Raw genomic sequence first — 17229 nt, forward strand, 5'->3', positions numbered from 1 at the left:
CCCAAGCGGCGAAGCCCCGTGGGCCGAGCGATAGCGCCCCAAAAAAGAAAAAGGCGGTCCCGTTTCCGGGACCGCCTTCTTCAGTTCAGTCTGAACCCGAAGATCAGCTTTCGCTGCCCTCCAGCTCCAGGGCCAGGTCGGCCGGCAGTTCCTCGATGGCCTCTTCGCGGGCGGACGTCAGGACCGCGTCGCGCTCGTTGGCGATCTTCTGCAAGCTGCGGAGATAGGCCCCCGTGCCCGCCGGGATCAGGCGACCGACGATGACGTTTTCCTTCAGGCCTTCCAGCATATCCTTCTTGCCGTTGACCGAGGCGTCGGTGAGGACGCGGGTGGTCTCCTGGAAAGACGCCGCCGAGATGAAGCTGCGCGTTTGCAGCGACGCCTTGGTGATGCCCAGCAGGACGGGCTGGGTGGTGGCGATCCGGCCTCCACGCTTCTCGACCTTGGCGTTTTCAAGAACGGCTTCGGCCACTTCGACGGTGTCGCCGCGGATCAGGGTGGTTTCACCCGAATCCAGGATTTCCACCTTCTGCAGCATCTGACGGACGATGACCTCGATGTGCTTGTCGTTGATCGGCACGCCCTGCAGTCGGTAGACCTCCTGCACTTCGTTCACCAGATACTCGGCCAGCGCCTCGACGCCCTGGATACGCAGCAGGTCGTGCGGATCCGGGTTGCCGTCGATGATGTAGTCGCCCTTGTTGATCAGATCACCGTCGTGGACGGAGATGTGCTTGCCCTTGGGGATGAGGAATTCGACCGGTTCAGCCTGGTTGCCATCGGCGTCCAGTTCCGGCGTGATCTTGATGCGACGCTTGTTCTTGTAGTCGCGTCCGAATTCCACGCGGCCGTCCATCTCGGCGATGACCGCACAGTCCTTGGGACGACGGGCCTCGAACAGCTCGGCCACCCGCGGCAGACCGCCGGTGATGTCGCGGGTCTTGGCACCTTCGGTCGGGACGCGGGCGATGATCTCGCCCGGCTTGACCACGTCGCCATTGTTCACGGACAGAACCGCGCCCACCGGCAGCAGGTAGCGAGCGTCAGAGCCCGAGGCCAGCTTGGCATAGGCGTCGCCGTTGGTGACACCCATGGCCGGACGCAGGTCCGCACCACGCGGGCTTGCACGCCAGTCGCTGACGACGCGCTGGGCGATGCCCGTCGCTTCGTCGGTTTCCTCGCGGACCGACAGACCCTCGACCAGATCCTCGAACCGAATCGTGCCGCCGACTTCCGTCAGGATCGGAGAGGTGTAGGGGTCCCACTCCGCCAGACGCTGGCTGCGGCTGATGTCCGAACCCTCGACCACCCGCAGGCGTGCGCCGTAAGGCAGTTTGTGCGTCTCGCGGTCCTTGCCGTCGACCACCACGGTGATAGTCACGTTGCGGCTCATGGCCACCAGATCGCCGTGCGCCGCCTTGACGGTCGGGCCGTTGATCTTGGCGACACCGGCGTTGGTCGCCTCGTAGAACGAGGTTTCCGCCACCTGGGCCGTACCGCCGATGTGGAAGGTCCGCATCGTCAGCTGGGTACCGGGTTCACCGATCGACTGGGCGGCGATGACGCCGACCGCTTCACCGATGTTGACGTTGGTACCGCGCGCCAGGTCACGCCCGTAGCAATAGGCGCAGATGCCGGCTTCGGCTTCGCAGGTCAGGGCCGAACGGACCTTGATGGACTGCACGCCCGCCGCGTCGATGACCTCGACTTCCTCTTCCTGCAGATAGGTGTCTGCGGGGAATAGGACCTTGTCGCCGCCCGGCTCGCGGATGTCCTCGGCCGCATAGCGACCCAGAACCCGCTGACCCAGCGAGACCAGCACGTCGCCGCCTTCGACCACGGCGCGCAGGGTGATGCCCCGCGTCGAGCCGCAATCGTCCTCAGTGACGATCGAGTCCTGTGCTACGTCGACCAGACGACGCGTCAGATAGCCGGAGTTGGCGGTCTTCAGCGCGGTGTCGGCCAGACCCTTACGGGCGCCGTGGGTGGAGTTGAAGTATTCGAGGACGGTCAGGCCTTCCTTGAAGTTCGAGATGATGGGCGTCTCGATGATCTCGCCGGACGGCTTGGCCATCAGGCCGCGCATGCCGCCCAGTTGCTTCATCTGGGCCTGCGAACCCCGGGCCCCGGAGTTGGCCATCATGAACACCGAGTTGATGTCGGGGTTTTCGCCCTTGATCAGGACGCGCGGCTGGGCGATTTCGCCCATCATCGCGTCGGCGATCTTGTCCGTGGCCTTGGCCCAGGCGTCGACGACCTTGTTGTACTTCTCGCCCTTGGTGATCAGGCCGTCGGCGTACTGTTGCTCGTACTCCTCGACCTGGGTGCGGGTGTCCGCCACCAGTCCGGCCTTGGCTTCCGGAATGACGATGTCGTCCTTGCCGAACGAAATGCCCGCCTTGGCCGCCTCGCGGAAGCCCAGTTGCATCATCTGGTCGGCGAAGATGACCGTCGCCTTCTGACCGCAGTGGCGATAGACCTGATCGATCAGGTTACCGATTTCCTTCTTGGTCAGGTTCTTCTCAAGCAGGCGATAGCCGATGTTGGCGTTGTGCGGCAGCAGCGCACCCAGCTTCATCCGGCCCGGCGTCGTGTCGATCACCTTGGTGATGACCTCGCCTTCGGCGTTCATCTCGGTCCAGCGCGCTTTGATCTTGGTGTGCAGCGTCACGACCTTGGCGTCGAGCGCGGCATCGATCTCGCCCATGTTGGCGAACAACTTGTTCTCGCCGGGCTCGCCGTCCTTGACCAGCGACAGGTAGTACAGGCCCAGGACGATGTCCTGCGACGGTACGATGATCGGCTTGCCGTTGGCGGGCGACAGGATGTTGTTGGTCGACATCATCAGGACGCGCGCTTCGAGTTGCGCCTCCAGCGACAGCGGGACGTGAACAGCCATCTGGTCGCCGTCGAAGTCGGCGTTGAACGCGGTACAGACCAGCGGGTGCAGGCGGATGGCCTTGCCCTCGATCAGCTTGGGCTCGAACGCCTGGATGCCCAGCCGGTGAAGCGTCGGCGCGCGGTTCAGAAGGACCGGGTGCTCGCGGATGACCTCGTCCAGGATATCCCAGACCTGCGGCTGCTCGCGCTCGACCATGCGCTTGGACTGTTTGACGGTACCCGACAGGCCCTTGGCGTCAAGGCGCGCATAGATGAACGGCTTGAACAGCTCGAGGGCCATCTTCTTGGGCAGGCCGCACTCGTGCAGCTTCAGTTCCGGACCCACGGTGATGACCGAACGGCCCGAATAGTCGACGCGCTTGCCCAGAAGGTTCTGGCGGAAGCGGCCCTGCTTGCCCTTCAGCATGTCGGCCAGCGACTTCAGCGGACGCTTGTTCGCGCCGGTGATGACGCGACCGCGACGGCCGTTGTCGAACAGGGCGTCGACGGATTCCTGCAGCATCCGCTTTTCGTTGCGGATGATGATGTCCGGCGCGCGCAGCTCGATCAGACGCTTCAGGCGGTTGTTGCGGTTGATCACCCGGCGATACAGGTCGTTCAGGTCGGAGGTCGCGAAACGACCGCCGTCCAGCGGCACCAGCGGGCGCAGTTCGGGCGGGATGACCGGAACGACGGTCATGATCATCCACTCGGGCTTGTTGCCCGATTCCAGGAAGGCCTCGATCAGCTTCAGGCGCTTGGAGGCCTTCTTCGCCTTGATCTCGGACGGGCTGTCGGCCAGCTCGCCGCGGTGACGCTCGGCCTCGGCATGCAGGTCGATGCCGATCAGCAGGTTGCGAACGGCCTCGGCACCGATCTCGGCGGTGAAGCCGTCATCGCCGTATTCGTCCTGATAGCGATAGAACTCGTCTTCCGTCAGCAGCTGGTTCTGCTTCAGCGGGGTCAGGCCCGGCTCGGTGACGATGTAGTTCTCGAAATACAGGACGCGCTCGACGTCTTTCAGAGCCATGTCCAGCATCAGCGAGATGCGCGACGGCAGCGACTTCAGGAACCAGATGTGTGCGACCGGGGCGGCCAGTTCGATGTGGCCCATCCGCTCACGGCGAACGCGGGCCAGGGTGACCTCCACGCCGCACTTCTCGCAGATAATGCCCTTGTACTTCATGCGCTTGTACTTGCCGCACAGGCATTCGTAATCCTTGGTCGGGCCAAAGATACGCGCACAGAACAGGCCGTCACGCTCGGGCTTGAACGTACGATAGTTGATGGTTTCCGGCTTCTTGATCTCACCGAACGACCACGAGCGGATCTTCTCTGGCGAGGCCAGGGCGATCTTGATCTGATCGAAGGTCGGAGTGACCGGAAGCGGGTTGAAGATGTTCAGGACGTCCTGGTTCATCTTGATTCCTTCTGCGGGGCTTCCCGCGAAAATTCAGACAGTGGAGAGAGCGAAAAACCGTCCCTCCCCGCTTTCGCGGAGAGGGTTCATCCGGTCGGTCAGCTGTTCTCCAGCTCCACGTTCAGGCCCAGCGAGCGCATTTCCTTGATGAGAACGTTGAAGCTCTCGGGAATGCCCGCCTCGAAGCTGTCGTCGCCGCGGACGATGGCCTCGTAGACCTTGGTACGGCCGGCGACGTCGTCGGACTTCACCGTCAGCATCTCTTGCAGGGTGTAGGCGGCACCGTAGGCTTCCAGAGCCCAGACCTCCATTTCCCCGAAGCGCTGGCCACCGAACTGCGCCTTGCCGCCCAGCGGTTGCTGGGTGACGAGCGAGTACGGCCCGATCGAACGCGCGTGGATCTTGTCGTCGACCAGGTGGTGCAGCTTCAGCATGTAGATGTAGCCGACGGTGACCGGACGCTTGAACTGCTCGCCGGTCTGACCGTCATAGACGATCGACTGACCCGAACGATCCAGACCGGCCTTCTCCAGCAGGTCCTCGATGTCCCCGATGTGGGCACCGTCAAAGACCGGCGTGGCGAACGGCACACCCTTGGACAGGTTCTTGGCCAGTTCGATCAGCTCTTCTTCCGTATCAGGCAGAGGCGTCTCGGGACCATAGATACTGGTCAGGTGATCGATCAGCGCCTTCTTCTGTCCGCCCTGCTGCCACGCTTCCAGCAGACCCTGGATCTGCTTGCCCAGACCGGCGGCGGCCCAACCCAGGTGGGTTTCGAAGATCTGACCGATGTTCATGCGCGACGGCACGCCCAGCGGGTTCAGAACGACGTCGACCGATGTACCGTCTTCCAGGTGCGGCATGTCCTCGATCGGCAGGATCTTGGAGATGACGCCCTTGTTGCCGTGACGGCCGGCCATCTTGTCGCCGGGCTGAAGCTTGCGCTTCACGGCCACGAAGACCTTGACCATCTTCATCACGCCGGGGGGCAGTTCGTCGCCGCGTTGCAGCTTCTCGACCTTGTCTTCGAAACGACGGTCCAGTTGCTTGCGAGCGTCTTCGAACTGGCGCTTCATCGCCTCCAGCTCGCCCATGGCCTTCTCGTCGTCCAGGGCGATCTGCCACCAAAGACCACGGCTGACCTCGGCCAGCTTCTCGTCGGTCAGCTCGCCGCGGCCGATACCCTTGGGTCCCGACACGGCGTTCTTGCCGATGATCAGCGGCTTCAGGCGGCCATAAACGTTGCGCTCAAGGATCTTGAGCTCATCGTCGCGGTCCTTGCCCAGGCGCTCGATCTCGGCGCGTTCGATCGCCATGGCGCGCTCGTCCTTGTCGACGCCGTGACGGTTGAAGACGCGAACGTCCACGATCGTGCCGGCGACGCCGGGCGGCAGGCGCAGGGAGGTGTCGCGCACGTCCGAAGCCTTCTCGCCGAAGATGGCGCGCAGCAGCTTCTCTTCCGGGGTCATCGGGCTTTCGCCCTTCGGCGTCACCTTGCCGACCAGGATGTCGCCCGGCTGGACTTCGGCGCCGATGGCCACGATGCCCGCTTCGTCGAGGTTGCGCAGGGCTTCCTCGCCGACGTTGGGGATGTCGCGAGTGATTTCTTCCGGGCCCAATTTCGTGTCACGCGCCATCACTTCGAACTCTTCGAGGTGGATGGAGGTGAAGACGTCGTCGCGCACGATACGCTCGGAGATCAGGATGGAGTCTTCGAAGTTGTAGCCGTTCCAGGGCATGAAGGCGACGAGGGCGTTGCGGCCCAGGGCCAGTTCGCCCAGGTCCGTCGACGGGCCGTCGGCGATGACGTCGCCGGCCTTGACCTGGTCGCCCACGCGCACGATCGGGCGCTGGTTGATGCAGGTCGACTGGTTGGAACGCTGGAACTTCGACAAGCGATAGATGTCGACGCCTGAACGGGCGGCGTCCACGTCGCCGGTGGCGCGCACGACGATCCGGGTGCCGTCGATCTGTTCGACGACGCCTTCACGACGGGCGACGACGACGGCGCCGGAGTCCACGGCCACGACCGCTTCCATGCCGGTGCCGACCAGCGGCGCGTCCGACTGCACCAGAGGCACGGCCTGACGTTGCATGTTCGCGCCCATCAGCGCGCGGTTGGCGTCATCGTTTTCCAGGAACGGGATCAGGGCGGCGGCGACCGAAACGACCTGTTTCGGCGACACGTCCATCATGTCCACGGCGTCGCGGTTCAGCAGCTGGGATTCGCCGTTGATCCGGCCGGGGACCAGGTCCTCGACGATGCTGCCGTTCTTCAGTTCGATGTTGGCCTGGGCGATCGTGTATTTCGACTCTTCCATGGCCGAGATGTAGACCACCTCGTTCTGGGCCACGCCGTCCTTCACGCGACGGTACGGGCTCTCGATGAAGCCGTACTTGTTGACGCGCGCGTGGGTGGCCAGCGAGTTGATCAGGCCGATGTTCGGGCCTTCCGGCGTTTCGATCGGGCAGATGCGGCCGTAGTGGGTCGGGTGGACGTCGCGGACTTCGAAGCCCGCGCGCTCACGCGTCAGACCGCCCGGGCCAAGCGCCGAAAGGCGACGCTTGTGGGTGATTTCCGAAAGCGGGTTCGTCTGGTCCATGAACTGCGACAGCTGCGACGAACCGAAGAACTCGCGAACCGCAGCGGCGGCCGGCTTGGCGTTGATCAGGTCGTGCGGCATAACCGTGTCGATATCGACCGAGGACATGCGCTCCTTGATGGCGCGCTCCATCCGCAGCAGGCCGACGCGGTACTGGTTTTCCAGCAGCTCGCCGACCGAACGGACCCGGCGGTTGCCCAGGTTGTCGATGTCGTCGATCTCGCCCCGGCCATCCTTCAGGCCCACCAGGATCTGCAGCACCTTCAGCACGTCGTCCTTTTGCAGGACGCGGACTTCGTCGGACACTTCCGGCGTTTCCAGACGCATGTTCATCTTGACCCGGCCCACGGCCGACAGGTCGTAGCGTTCGCTGTCGAAGAACAGCGAGTTGAACATGGCCTCGGCGGCTTCGGGGGTGGGCGGCTCGCCCGGGCGCATCACGCGATAGACGTCGAACAGCGCGTCCTCTCGGCCGGTGTTCTTGTCGATGCGCAGGGTGTTGCGCATGTAGGCCCCGACAGTGACGTGGTCGATGTCCAGCACGTCGATGGTGGTGAAGCCGTGGCTTTCCAGCAGTTCGATGGTCGGGGCGTCCAGCTCGTCACCGGCCTCGGCGTAGATTTCGCCGGTTTCGTAGTTGACGGCGTCGGCGGCCAGATAGCGGGTCAGAAGGGCATCGGCGGCCAGCGACAGCGACGATGTCGTCTCACCCAGCTTCTTGGCCTGACGGGCGCTGATCTTGGTGCCGGCGGCAGCGATCACTTCGCCGGTGTCGGCGTCGACCAGATCGAACTCGGGCTTCACGCCTCTCCAGCGCTCGGCCTTGTAGGGGGTGACCCAGCCTTCGCCGCGCTTTTCATAAGGCACGGTGTCATAGAAGGTCTTGAGGATTTCCTCGCCGTCCATGCCCAGGGCCATCAGGAAGGTCGAGGCCGGCAGTTTACGACGACGGTCGATGCGGGTGTAGACCACGTCCTTGGCATCGAACTCGAAGTCGAGCCACGAACCACGGTACGGAATGACCCGCGCGGCGAACAGCAGCTTGCCCGAGCTGTGCGTCTTGCCCTTGTCGTGGTCGAAGAAGACGCCCGGCGAACGGTGCATCTGCGAGACGATGACCCGCTCGGTGCCGTTGACGACAAAGGTACCCTTGTCGGTCATGAGCGGGATGTCGCCCATGTAGACGTCCTGCTCCTTGATGTCCTTGACCGAGCGCGCGCCGGTCTCTTCGTCCGCCTCGAACACGATCAGGCGCAGCTTGACCTTCAGCGGCGCGGCATAGGTCATGTCGCGCTGAATGCATTCCTCGACGTCGTATTTCGGGTCCTCGAACTCGTAGGAGACGTATTCCAGGATGGCGCGTTCGTTGAAGTCCTTGATCGGGAAGACCGACTTGAACACCGCCTCGATGCCCTGATCCTTGCGCGGACCGCTGCGCACTTCGCGCTGCAGGAACTGCTCGTAGGAGGCGCGTTGAACCTCGATCAGGTTCGGCATCTGGATCGCCTCGGGGATACGCCCGAAGGAGTGGCGGATGCGCTTCTTGCCGGTGAACGAGGTGGCGGTGGCGAACTGACCGGGGGCGGTGAGTTCAGCGTTGGTCTTGGCCATTCTGTCTTCCCAATACGCCACCCGGGCTGGCGGCGATCAAATGCAGCAGCCACGGCTTCGCCAATCCGGCGACCCGTGACCATCGGTTTCGGCGTCCACCCTCGGGCCTTTCGGCTCCAGGACACCTGAAATGTAGGGCTCCCTTGGGGAGGAGCGCGTCTTCGCTCGGTCGGAGGGCGACGGACCGGGCCTCGACGCTTTCGCGCGCGGACTCATGGAGTTCTGCGGAAGAGCGGACATATACGCGCTTCTCCGGCGAAATAAAGGCCCTCGTCTCAAAGATTGCGCATTGGTTCGCCGAACCCCCATTGCTTTGCCTTGGCGGTGAAATTAGCGTCCGCGCCATGACCCATATCCGCACCGCCGCCGTTGCCCTGTCCCTAAGTCTGGCCCTTGCCGCCTGCGCCACCGCGCCCAGCCAGACTGCCGTCGACCTCGACTTCTCGGGCAGCAACACCCAGGAGAACTGGAACGCCGGCAATGCGGCCTATCTGACCCTTAACGGAGCGAAACGCGGCTGGACCACGACCGAAAGCGGTCTGCAGTACCGTCGCGTCGGAGCGGCCAAGCCGGGCGGCAAACAGCCGATCGCCAGCGATACAGTCAAGGTCCACTATCGCGGCACCTTCGTGGACGGGCGCGAGTTCGACAGCTCCTATTCCCGCAATGAGCCCGCAGAGTTCCCGCTGAACCGCGTCATCAAGGGCTGGACCGAGGGTGTGGCCCTGATGCGCGAGGGCGAAACCTTCGAGTTCGTCATCCCCGCCTCGCTGGGATACGGCGACCGCTGGGTCGGCGGCGACGACCTGCCGCCCAACTCGACCCTGCTGTTCACTGTGGAACTGCTGGAAGTTCAGCCCGCCGCCTGAGTCTCGGATTACAGGATTGTAATCCTTTCGACCGTTCGCCGGGTTGACCCGCGCGGCCTGGCGTCGTGATCTCCGGCTCCTCGTTTTTTACCGGAAGTGCCGAGATGATGCGTCCCCTGCCCCGCCTGCTGCTGTGCGCTTCCGCCTGCACTGCCGCGATGGTCACGACCGCCCCGGCATGGTCCCAGACTCCGGTACTGACCCAGCCGCAGGATGCGGCGTTGGCCCTGCCCCGTTCGCAGCCGGCCATTCCAGCACCGACCCAAGCGACCTTTCCGGGCGTGATCCGTTATGAGGCCGACGTCACCGACCGCGACCGGCGGATCATCAGCGTCAATCAAATCATCCCAGTTCCGTCGGCGGGACCCTTTACTCTGCTGTACCCCGAGTTTCTGCCCGGCAACCATGCCGACACGGGTCCGATCCAGCTCATCTCCGGACTGACAGTCACCGCGCCGGACGGCCGACGGCTGGAGTGGCTGCGCGACACCGTTCAGCCCCACGCCTTCCACCTGGACATTCCTCAGGGGATCACGGAGATCCGGGTCGAGTTCCAGTGGCTGACCCAGCCCGACGGCGGTCCCTGGCGGGTCGTTCAGACGAGCGGCATGGTCAACATGCAGTGGGAAAAGGCCGTCCTTTATCCGGCCGGCTACGCCGCCAGCGGCATCACGATCGAGCCTTCGATCCGCCTGCCCCAGGGCTGGGGCTATGGCGTCGCCCTGGACACCGTGTCCAACGAGGCGGGCCTGGCCACTTTCGCACCGGTCAGCCTCTACACGCTGGTCGACAGTCCGATGTTCGCCGGAGCCCACTATCGCCGCTTTGCGCTGGACGCGGACGGCTCCTCACCAGTTTACCTCAACGTCGTCGCCGACAAGGCCGAACAGCTGGAACCGGCCGACGGGCTGATGAACAAGTTTGAGGCCATGGTGGTCCAGGCCGACCGCCTGTTCGGAGCCCGCCCCTTCGATCGCTACGAATTCCTGGTCGGCCTGACCAATCAGCTCGGCGGCATCGGGCTGGAGCACCACCGGTCGTCCGAGAACACCCTGGCTCCCGACTTCTTTACCCGGGGGACCGGCTCGCTCGGCTCTCGCCAGTTGCTGCCGCACGAGTATGTCCACTCCTGGAACGGCAAATATATGCGGCCGGCGGACGAGCAGACCGCCAACTACAATGTCCCGACCCAGAACACCCTGATGTTCGTCTATGAAGGCCTGACATCCTACTGGGGCGAGGTGCTGGCCGCCCGCGCCGGTCTGGCGACCAAAGACGAAACCCTCATCGGCATGGCCGGTCACGCCGCCTTCTACGAAAACCAGCCGGGGCGCCAATGGCGCGCTTTGCACGACACCCAGAACCACAACCTGCTGGGCTATCGCGTGCCCGGCAACTGGCCGTCGTGGATGCGGACGACCAGCGACTACTATGACGAGGCCCTGCTGGTCTGGCTGGACGCGGACACCCTGATCCGTGAGGGCACTAACGGGCGGCGTTCGCTCGACGATTTTGCCAAGGGCTTCTTCGGCCGCCTGGACGGCGAGGTTCAGACCCGCGGCTATACGTTCGAGGAGCTGGTCGCGGCCCTGAACGACGTCCACCCCCATGACTGGGCCGGCTTCCTGCGCGGTCGCCTGGATGCGGTTGGACCCGAAGCGAGGGCCCCGCTGGATGGCATCTCACGCGGCGGCTACCGTCTGGTCTATGTCGACAGCCTGTCCGACGCCGAGAAGCGTATCCAGACCGGCTGGGCCAACGACTTCCAGTATTCCCTGGGCTTCAGCCTGTCGTCGACCAATCGCATCGGCGGCGTGCGCTGGGGCAGCGTGGCCTATGACCAGGGTCTGGGGGCGGGTTGGGACCTGATCGCCGTGGGCGATCGCGCTGCATCGGCCGAGGCCCTGCGGGAAGCCATCACAGCGGTTAAGGGGGGTTCGGAACCCCTTGTGATGACCGTCAAGAACGGCGACCGCGTCCGCACCCTGTCGATCCCCTATCACGACGGCCTGCGCTACCCGCGCCTGGAGCGGGTCGAGGGGACCCCGGACGTATTGGGCGACATCCTGGCCCCACGTCGCCGTTAGGAATGGTTCTCCCCGTCGTCGCTCGCGAGGGGGAGAACCACAACTGCCTACTTCAGCAACGCCAGCAAGGCTTCAGCCGCGCCTTCCGACGACGCCGGGTTCTGGCCGGTGACGAGTTTGCCGTCGGTCAGGACGTAGGAACCCCAGTCCGCGCCCTTGGAATAATCGCCGCCATTCTGTTTCAGCACATCCTCAAGCAGGAAGGGCACCACGTCCGTCAGGCCGACGCCCTCCTCCTCGGTATTGCTGAAGCCGGTGACCTTGCGGCTCTTGACCAGAAATTCGCCGTCGGGCCCCTTCACATGACGCAAGGCGGCGGGAGCGTGGCAGACGGCCCCGACGGGCTTGTCGGCCTTGGCAAAGGCTTCGATCAGGGCGATCGAGGTCTTGTCCTCGGCCAGGTCCCACATCGGGCCGTGACCGCCGGGATAGAAGACGGCGTCATAGTCCTCGGCCTTGATCTCTGACAGCGGATGGGTCGAGGCCAGGGCCGCCTTGGCGTCGGCGTCGGCCTTGAACCGCTCGGTCGCTTCGGTCTGGGCGTCCGGCTCGTCGCTCTTGGGATCCAGCGGTGGCTGGCCGCCCTTGGGCGAGGCCAGGGTGATGTCCGCACCCGCATCCTTCAGGACGTAATAGGGAGCGGCGAACTCCTCCAGCCAGAAGCCGGTCTTCTTGCCGGTGTCGCCCAGCTTGTCGTGCGACGTCAGGACCATCAGGATTTTCATGGGGTCAGCCTTTCGGGTTCAGGGAGAGACGGCATGTGGGAAGCCCACGCCGTCGATGCCACGACCCAAACGAAAACAGGCCCGGAGGTTTCCCTCCGGACCTGCTCATTTCGCAAACCCCGGACGCGCTTTGCGCGTCAGGGGCAGACCAACTTCCCGATCTTACTTGATCTGGACCTTGGCACCGGCTTCGGTCAGCTTCTTGGCGACTTCGTCGGCGTTCTGCTTGGAGACGTTCTCGACGACGTTCTGAGGAGCGCCTTCGACCAGGTCCTTGGCTTCCTTCAGACCCAGGTCCGAACGCACGCCGCGCACTTCCTTGATCACGTTGATCTTCTTGTCGCCACCGTCCAGCAGGACGACGGTGAACTCGGTTTGCTCTTCGGCGGCTTCGGCCGGAGCAGCAGCGGCACCACCGGCGGCGGCGACGGCGACCGGAGCAGCGGCGCTGACGCCCCACTTTTCTTCCAGCAGCTTGGACAGTTCGGCAGCTTCGAGGACGGTCAGCTTGGACAGGTCTTCGACGATCTTGGACAGGTCGGTCATGGAGTAGATTCCTTCGGAGGGATTGGGTTCAGAGTAGAGGGTGTGCGGAGATGAAAGAGGCGGTTCCGCTTACGCGGCGTCCTTCGTGGCATAGGCGTTGAACACCCGTGCCAGTTGGCCGGCCGGGGCCTGAACCACACCGGCGATACGGGTCGCAGGCGTGTTGAGCAGGCCGAGGAACGAAGCGCGGATCTGATCCAGCGACGGCAGTTTGGAGAGAACCTCCACGCCCTTCGCGTCCAGAACCTTCTCACCCATGAAGCCACCCAGGACGACGAACTTGTCGTTGGCCTTGGCGTATTCAGCGGTGATCTTGGCGGCCGTCACCGCGTCGTCGGCATAGGCGATGCCCACGGGACCCTTGAACAGGCCGTGGTAGTCGCTGCCTTCATCGGCTTCGAGCGCCTTCAGCGCCAGGCGGTTCTTGACCACCTTGAACGTGCCGCCCGCAGAACGCAGGCGACCACGCAGGTCTTCCATATCCGCAACGGTCAGACCCAGGTTGTGGGTCACGACCACGGCACCCGCGTCGGCAAAAACGCCCTTCAGCGTTTCGATCGACTCGGCTTTTTGTGCGCGATCCATTGCGGTCTCCAGTCTTGCATTCGCCGGCGGGCTTATTCCCGACGGCGGATTGGCCATAGCGTTCCGCATCGCTGCGAGACGTTCTGGCCGGTCGTATTGTCCGAAGGAGGCTTGCAACCCCGACCTGACCGGATACCGGTCGCGTCTGGCGTCGTCTGCATCCCCATCTCCCCACGGCGTCAGAGGGCTCTCTGACATTTATGGTCTGGGTGACCCCCAGACCCCGAAGTTCTCGGACAGGACCGTCGGAACCGGTAAGGTCCAGACGGTGATGGGGCGCTCTATACACGGCTCGCCGTCAAACTCAAGCGTCCGCCCTTCACAAGCGGCGCTGAAGGCGCTCACATTGCCTGAGGGGAGCATATCATGACCGAGTCCTTCCAGACGGCCACGCTCGAGGCCACCGGCCGCGACAGCCTTGGCCGCGCGACCTCGCCCCTGCTGTTCCCAATCCGCCTGGCCATCGCAGCGGTGCAAGGGCTGGCGCTGTGGTGGCTGTATCGGTCGATCTCGGCGCTTGGATGGATTTGCGACAACGATCCGGCGTTATGCCCGGAAGTCACTTGGCCCGGAACTGTCCCTGAGCTGTTCGCCCCCTTGCTGCTGATCTTCATCTTTGTGCCGGTCCTGTTGCAAGCCGGTGTGGGCCGCATGCGACCGCGCACTCTCGCCCTCTGGGCCATCGCCGCGACCGCCGTCCTCGGCCTGCTTGGCTGGCACGATGTCGCGCGGCAGAGCGCCGAGACCCTGATCAACCCGCCCTTTTTCACCCCGCCCCTGTTCCTGTTCAGCGCCGCCGCCCTGTTTATCGGCCATCACCTGATCCTGCCTGCGGACCTCGAGCGGCGCTGGATCGCGGCCTTCCCCACCTATTTCGACACCGCCTGGAAGGCGGGCGTGCAACTGGGTCTGTCCATAGGCTTCACCGGCGCTTTCTGGCTGCTGCTCCTGCTCGGCGCGCTGTTGTTCCAGGTCATAGGCCTGGACTTTCTCCTCAATCTGCTGAGCGAGGAATGGTTCTGGATACCCGTCACCTGCCTGGTCTTCGCCGTCGCCGTCCATCTGACCGATGTCCGTGACGGCCTGATCCGGGGCGTTCGGACCGTGGTGCTGATGCTGCTGTCCTGGCTGCTGCTGGTCATGACGGTGCTGGTCGCGGGTTTCCTTGTCGCCCTGCCCTTCACCGGCCTTCAGGGTCTCTGGAACACGGGCAGTGCGACCGCCCTGGTCCTGTCCGCCGCCGCCGCCCTGATCATCCTGATCAACACCGCCTATCAGGATGGCCGCCCCGACAACCTGCCGCCCGCGGTCCTGCGGATTGCCGTCCGCGTCGCCGCCGTCCTGATCACGCCATTGGTCATCCTGGCCTTCTGGGGTCTGGCCCTGCGTATCGGCCAGCATGGCCTGACGCCGGACCGAATCATCGCCTTGGCCTGCGCCGTCGTCGGCCTGGCCTATGCCGTCGGCTATGGCTTCGCCGCCCTGCGGCCCTTCTGGCAGCGCGACGCCGCCTGGATGACCCCTCTGGAGCGCACCAACGTCTGGACCGCCGTCCTGGCCGTCGCCCTGATCCTGGCCCTGTTCAGCCCTCTGGCCGACCCCACCCGCCTGTCCGTCAACGACCAGGTCGCGCGGCTGGAGCGGGGTGCGGTCGCCGTCGATCAGTTCGACTTCCGCTTCCTGCGCTTCGAGAGCGGCAAGGCGGGGCTGGCGGCCTTGGATGAACTCACACGTTCGAGCAATCCATCTATCGCCCAGCGGGCAAAGAACGTCATCGCGGCGACCGATCGGTTCGAGGATGCCGTGACGGGTGCGCAAGCCCGTCAACCAGTCTTGACGGTCTGGCCGGCAGCGGCGCTGCCCGAAGGCTTTCTCACGCCAGTCGATAGTGAAGACAGCCGTTACCAATGCACCGCTGACGATGAATGTGTTGCACGCCCCATCGACCTCAACGACGACGGCATTGAAGAAGTGTTGGTCGCCAACACCAACATCATCCGCGTCTGGACGCGTCAGCCTGATGGAGTCTGGGTAGATGCCGGGGCGTACCGCACCCTGATGTGCGGCACGGACTCTGGCACAAATGACCATCGCATAATGCTCCGCTCATCCGATCTCCGGCCGGTAGCCCCCAGCTTTCCCGATCTTGATTTGGGCGGCGGCCGACGTGTCACAGCAGATGGCGTACAACGGTGCCCTGAAGACGAGGCCATCGGCACCGTGGGCGTTCGCCCGCAAGTCAAGTTACGGACACCGCCCCGTTAACCCCCCGCTCACCCTTCCCGACCACCCGATCTTCACCTTGTCGGGCCTAAAACGTCCCGGAATGAACCAGTCCCGCTGAACGAGGACCGGCCACGATCTGTGATGTTTGAAGGGTGTTCCGCATGGCCAAGACCGTTCTGGTGGTCGACGACGATCCGACCCAGCGCCGCCTGGCCCAGGCCGTGCTGGAGCGTGAAGGCTATGCCGTCGTCCATGCCGAGAGCGGTGGCGAGGCCATCGACCGCCTGACAAAGGGCGGCGGCGCCGATGTCGTCCTGCTGGACATGGTCATGCCGGGCATGAGCGGCATGGAGGCCCTGGCCGAGATCCGCACCGCGGGCGTCACCACGCCCGTCATCGTCCTGACCGCCAACGGCGGCGTGGATGCGGTGGTCAAGGCCATGCAGGCCGGGGCCCAGGACTTCTTCGTCAAGCCGGTGTCGGCCGAACGCCTTCTGGTCGGCGTCTCCAATGCCCTTCAGATGACCCGGCTGACGGCCGAGGTCGGCCGCCTGACCAAACGCGTCTCCAACCGTTCCTCCTTCGACGATCTGGTCGGCGACAGCCCGCCGATGCGCATGGTCAAGGCCATGGGCACCCGCGCCGCCAAGTCCGGCATCCCGGTCCTGATCACAGGCGAGAGCGGCGTCGGCAAGGAAGTCATCGCCCGCGCCCTGCACGGGGCGTCCGACCGTTCGGGCAAGCCCTTTGTCGCCGTCAACTGCGGGGCCCTGCCGTCCAACCTGATCGAATCCATCCTGTTCGGCCATGAAAAGGGGGCCTTCACCGGGGCCCACGACAAGCACCTGGGCAAGTTCCAGGAGGCCAATGGCGGCACGCTGTTCCTCGACGAGATCGGCGAGTTGCCTCTCGATATGCAGGTCAAGCTGCTGCGCGCGCTTCAGGAGGGCGAAGTCGATCCCGTCGGCGCCAAGCGCTCGGTCAAGGTCGATGTCCGCATCGTCTCGGCCACCAATCGCGACCCGGCCCAGCAGGTCAAGGAAGGCGCCTTCCGCGAGGACCTGTTCTATCGCCTGAACGTCTTTCCGATCGAGGCCCCGGCCCTGCGCGACCGGCGCGAGGACATCCCGGCCCTGACCGACCATTTCATCGCCCGCTTCAATGCCGAAGAGGGTCGCCGCGTCACCGGCTGCGCACCCGAAACCCTGGCGCTGCTGACCGCCTTCGACTGGCCCGGCAATGTCCGCCAGCTGGAAAACGCCCTCTACCGCGCCATCGTCCTGGCCGACGCCCCATTCCTGCAACCCCACGACTTCCCCGCCATCTCCGGCATGGCCGCGCCTCTGCTCCCCTCCGTGGGGGAGGTGGATCGCCGCCCTGGCGGCGAGACGGAGGGGACACCTGCAAGCGCCGTCGTCGCGGCTCCCGACAGCCCCATCCGCATCCTCGACGACCGTGGCCACCTTCGCACCCTGGAAGAGATCGAACGCGACCTGATCCAGCACGCCATCGAGGTCTATGCCGGCCACATGTCCGAGATCGCCCGCCGCCTCGGCATCGGCCGCTCCACCCTCTACCGCAAGGTCCGCGAACAGGGGCTGGAGGACGTGCTGCGCGAGGTGGGGTAGAGCCCGCGTGGGGCAACAGGGTCCATGCCCCGGCGATGCCTCAAACTTG

Annotated in this window: 9 protein-coding genes; 4 read left to right on the forward strand and 5 right to left on the reverse strand. The window is 64.6% G+C overall.

The genetic code is table 11. The features are described 5' to 3' along the window. Positions 1-103 precede the first annotated feature (103 nt). Positions 104-4300: a DNA-directed RNA polymerase subunit beta' gene (gene rpoC / locus WC585_RS00610; RefSeq protein WP_373255591.1), complete on the reverse strand. Its 4197-nt coding sequence runs from the start codon at positions 4298-4300 to the stop codon at positions 104-106. A gap of 98 nt (positions 4301-4398) precedes the next feature. Next, complete coding sequence (gene rpoB / locus WC585_RS00615) at positions 4399-8514, reverse strand: DNA-directed RNA polymerase subunit beta (protein WP_373255592.1); 4116 nt, start codon at positions 8512-8514, stop codon at positions 4399-4401. A 344-nt stretch (positions 8515-8858) separates the two neighbouring features. On the opposite strand from rpoB, the gene WC585_RS00620 reads away from it, so the two are divergent. Next, positions 8859-9383, forward strand: a complete 525-nt coding sequence (locus WC585_RS00620) for an FKBP-type peptidyl-prolyl cis-trans isomerase (protein WP_373255593.1) — start codon at positions 8859-8861, stop codon at positions 9381-9383. A gap of 104 nt (positions 9384-9487) precedes the next feature. Beyond that, positions 9488-11470: a M61 family metallopeptidase gene (locus WC585_RS00625; RefSeq protein ID WP_373255594.1), complete on the forward strand. Its 1983-nt coding sequence runs from the start codon at positions 9488-9490 to the stop codon at positions 11468-11470. A gap of 47 nt (positions 11471-11517) precedes the next feature. On the opposite strand, the gene WC585_RS00630 is transcribed toward WC585_RS00625, so the two are convergent. The 3 genes from WC585_RS00630 to rplJ form a co-directional block, all read right to left on the reverse strand. Beyond that, positions 11518-12195 (reverse strand): type 1 glutamine amidotransferase domain-containing protein, encoded by a 678-nt coding sequence (locus WC585_RS00630; RefSeq protein WP_373255595.1) that lies wholly within the window; start codon positions 12193-12195, stop codon positions 11518-11520. 162 nt (positions 12196-12357) lie between these two features. Continuing rightward, positions 12358-12741: a 50S ribosomal protein L7/L12 gene (gene rplL / locus WC585_RS00635; protein WP_373255596.1), complete on the reverse strand. Its 384-nt coding sequence runs from the start codon at positions 12739-12741 to the stop codon at positions 12358-12360. A 69-nt stretch (positions 12742-12810) separates the two neighbouring features. Beyond that, complete coding sequence (gene rplJ / locus WC585_RS00640) at positions 12811-13326, reverse strand: 50S ribosomal protein L10 (protein ID WP_373255597.1); 516 nt, start codon at positions 13324-13326, stop codon at positions 12811-12813. Between the two features lie 366 nt (positions 13327-13692). Between rplJ and WC585_RS00645 the strand changes: the two genes are divergently transcribed. Together WC585_RS00645 and WC585_RS00650 are read left to right on the forward strand one after the other, a co-directional pair. Continuing rightward, positions 13693-15591: a DUF4153 domain-containing protein gene (locus WC585_RS00645; RefSeq protein ID WP_373255598.1), complete on the forward strand. Its 1899-nt coding sequence runs from the start codon at positions 13693-13695 to the stop codon at positions 15589-15591. Positions 15592-15713: 122 nt separating this feature from the next. Next, complete coding sequence (locus WC585_RS00650; RefSeq protein ID WP_373255599.1) at positions 15714-17180, forward strand: sigma-54-dependent transcriptional regulator; 1467 nt, start codon at positions 15714-15716, stop codon at positions 17178-17180. Positions 17181-17229 lie beyond the last annotated feature (49 nt).

It is taken from the genome of Brevundimonas sp., from assembly GCF_041648055.1.
In the GTDB taxonomy this organism is placed as follows: Bacteria; Pseudomonadota; Alphaproteobacteria; order Caulobacterales; family Caulobacteraceae; genus Brevundimonas.

Bases quoted from the DNA above. Each gene is read 5' to 3' on its own strand.
- WC585_RS00625 (WP_373255594.1), top strand. From the start codon at position 9,488: ATGATGCGTCCCCTGCCCCGCCTGCTGCTGTGCGCTTCCGCCTGCACT.
- rplJ (WP_373255597.1), bottom strand. From the start codon at position 13,326: ATGGATCGCGCACAAAAAGCCGAGTCGATCGAAACGCTGAAGGGCGTT.
- WC585_RS00620 (WP_373255593.1), top strand. From the start codon at position 8,859: ATGACCCATATCCGCACCGCCGCCGTTGCCCTGTCCCTAAGTCTGGCC.
- WC585_RS00650 (WP_373255599.1), top strand. From the start codon at position 15,714: ATGGCCAAGACCGTTCTGGTGGTCGACGACGATCCGACCCAGCGCCGC.
- rpoB (WP_373255592.1), bottom strand. From the start codon at position 8,514: ATGGCCAAGACCAACGCTGAACTCACCGCCCCCGGTCAGTTCGCCACC.
- WC585_RS00645 (WP_373255598.1), top strand. From the start codon at position 13,693: ATGACCGAGTCCTTCCAGACGGCCACGCTCGAGGCCACCGGCCGCGAC.
- WC585_RS00630 (WP_373255595.1), bottom strand. From the start codon at position 12,195: ATGAAAATCCTGATGGTCCTGACGTCGCACGACAAGCTGGGCGACACC.
- rpoC (WP_373255591.1), bottom strand. From the start codon at position 4,300: ATGAACCAGGACGTCCTGAACATCTTCAACCCGCTTCCGGTCACTCCG.
- rplL (WP_373255596.1), bottom strand. From the start codon at position 12,741: ATGACCGACCTGTCCAAGATCGTCGAAGACCTGTCCAAGCTGACCGTC.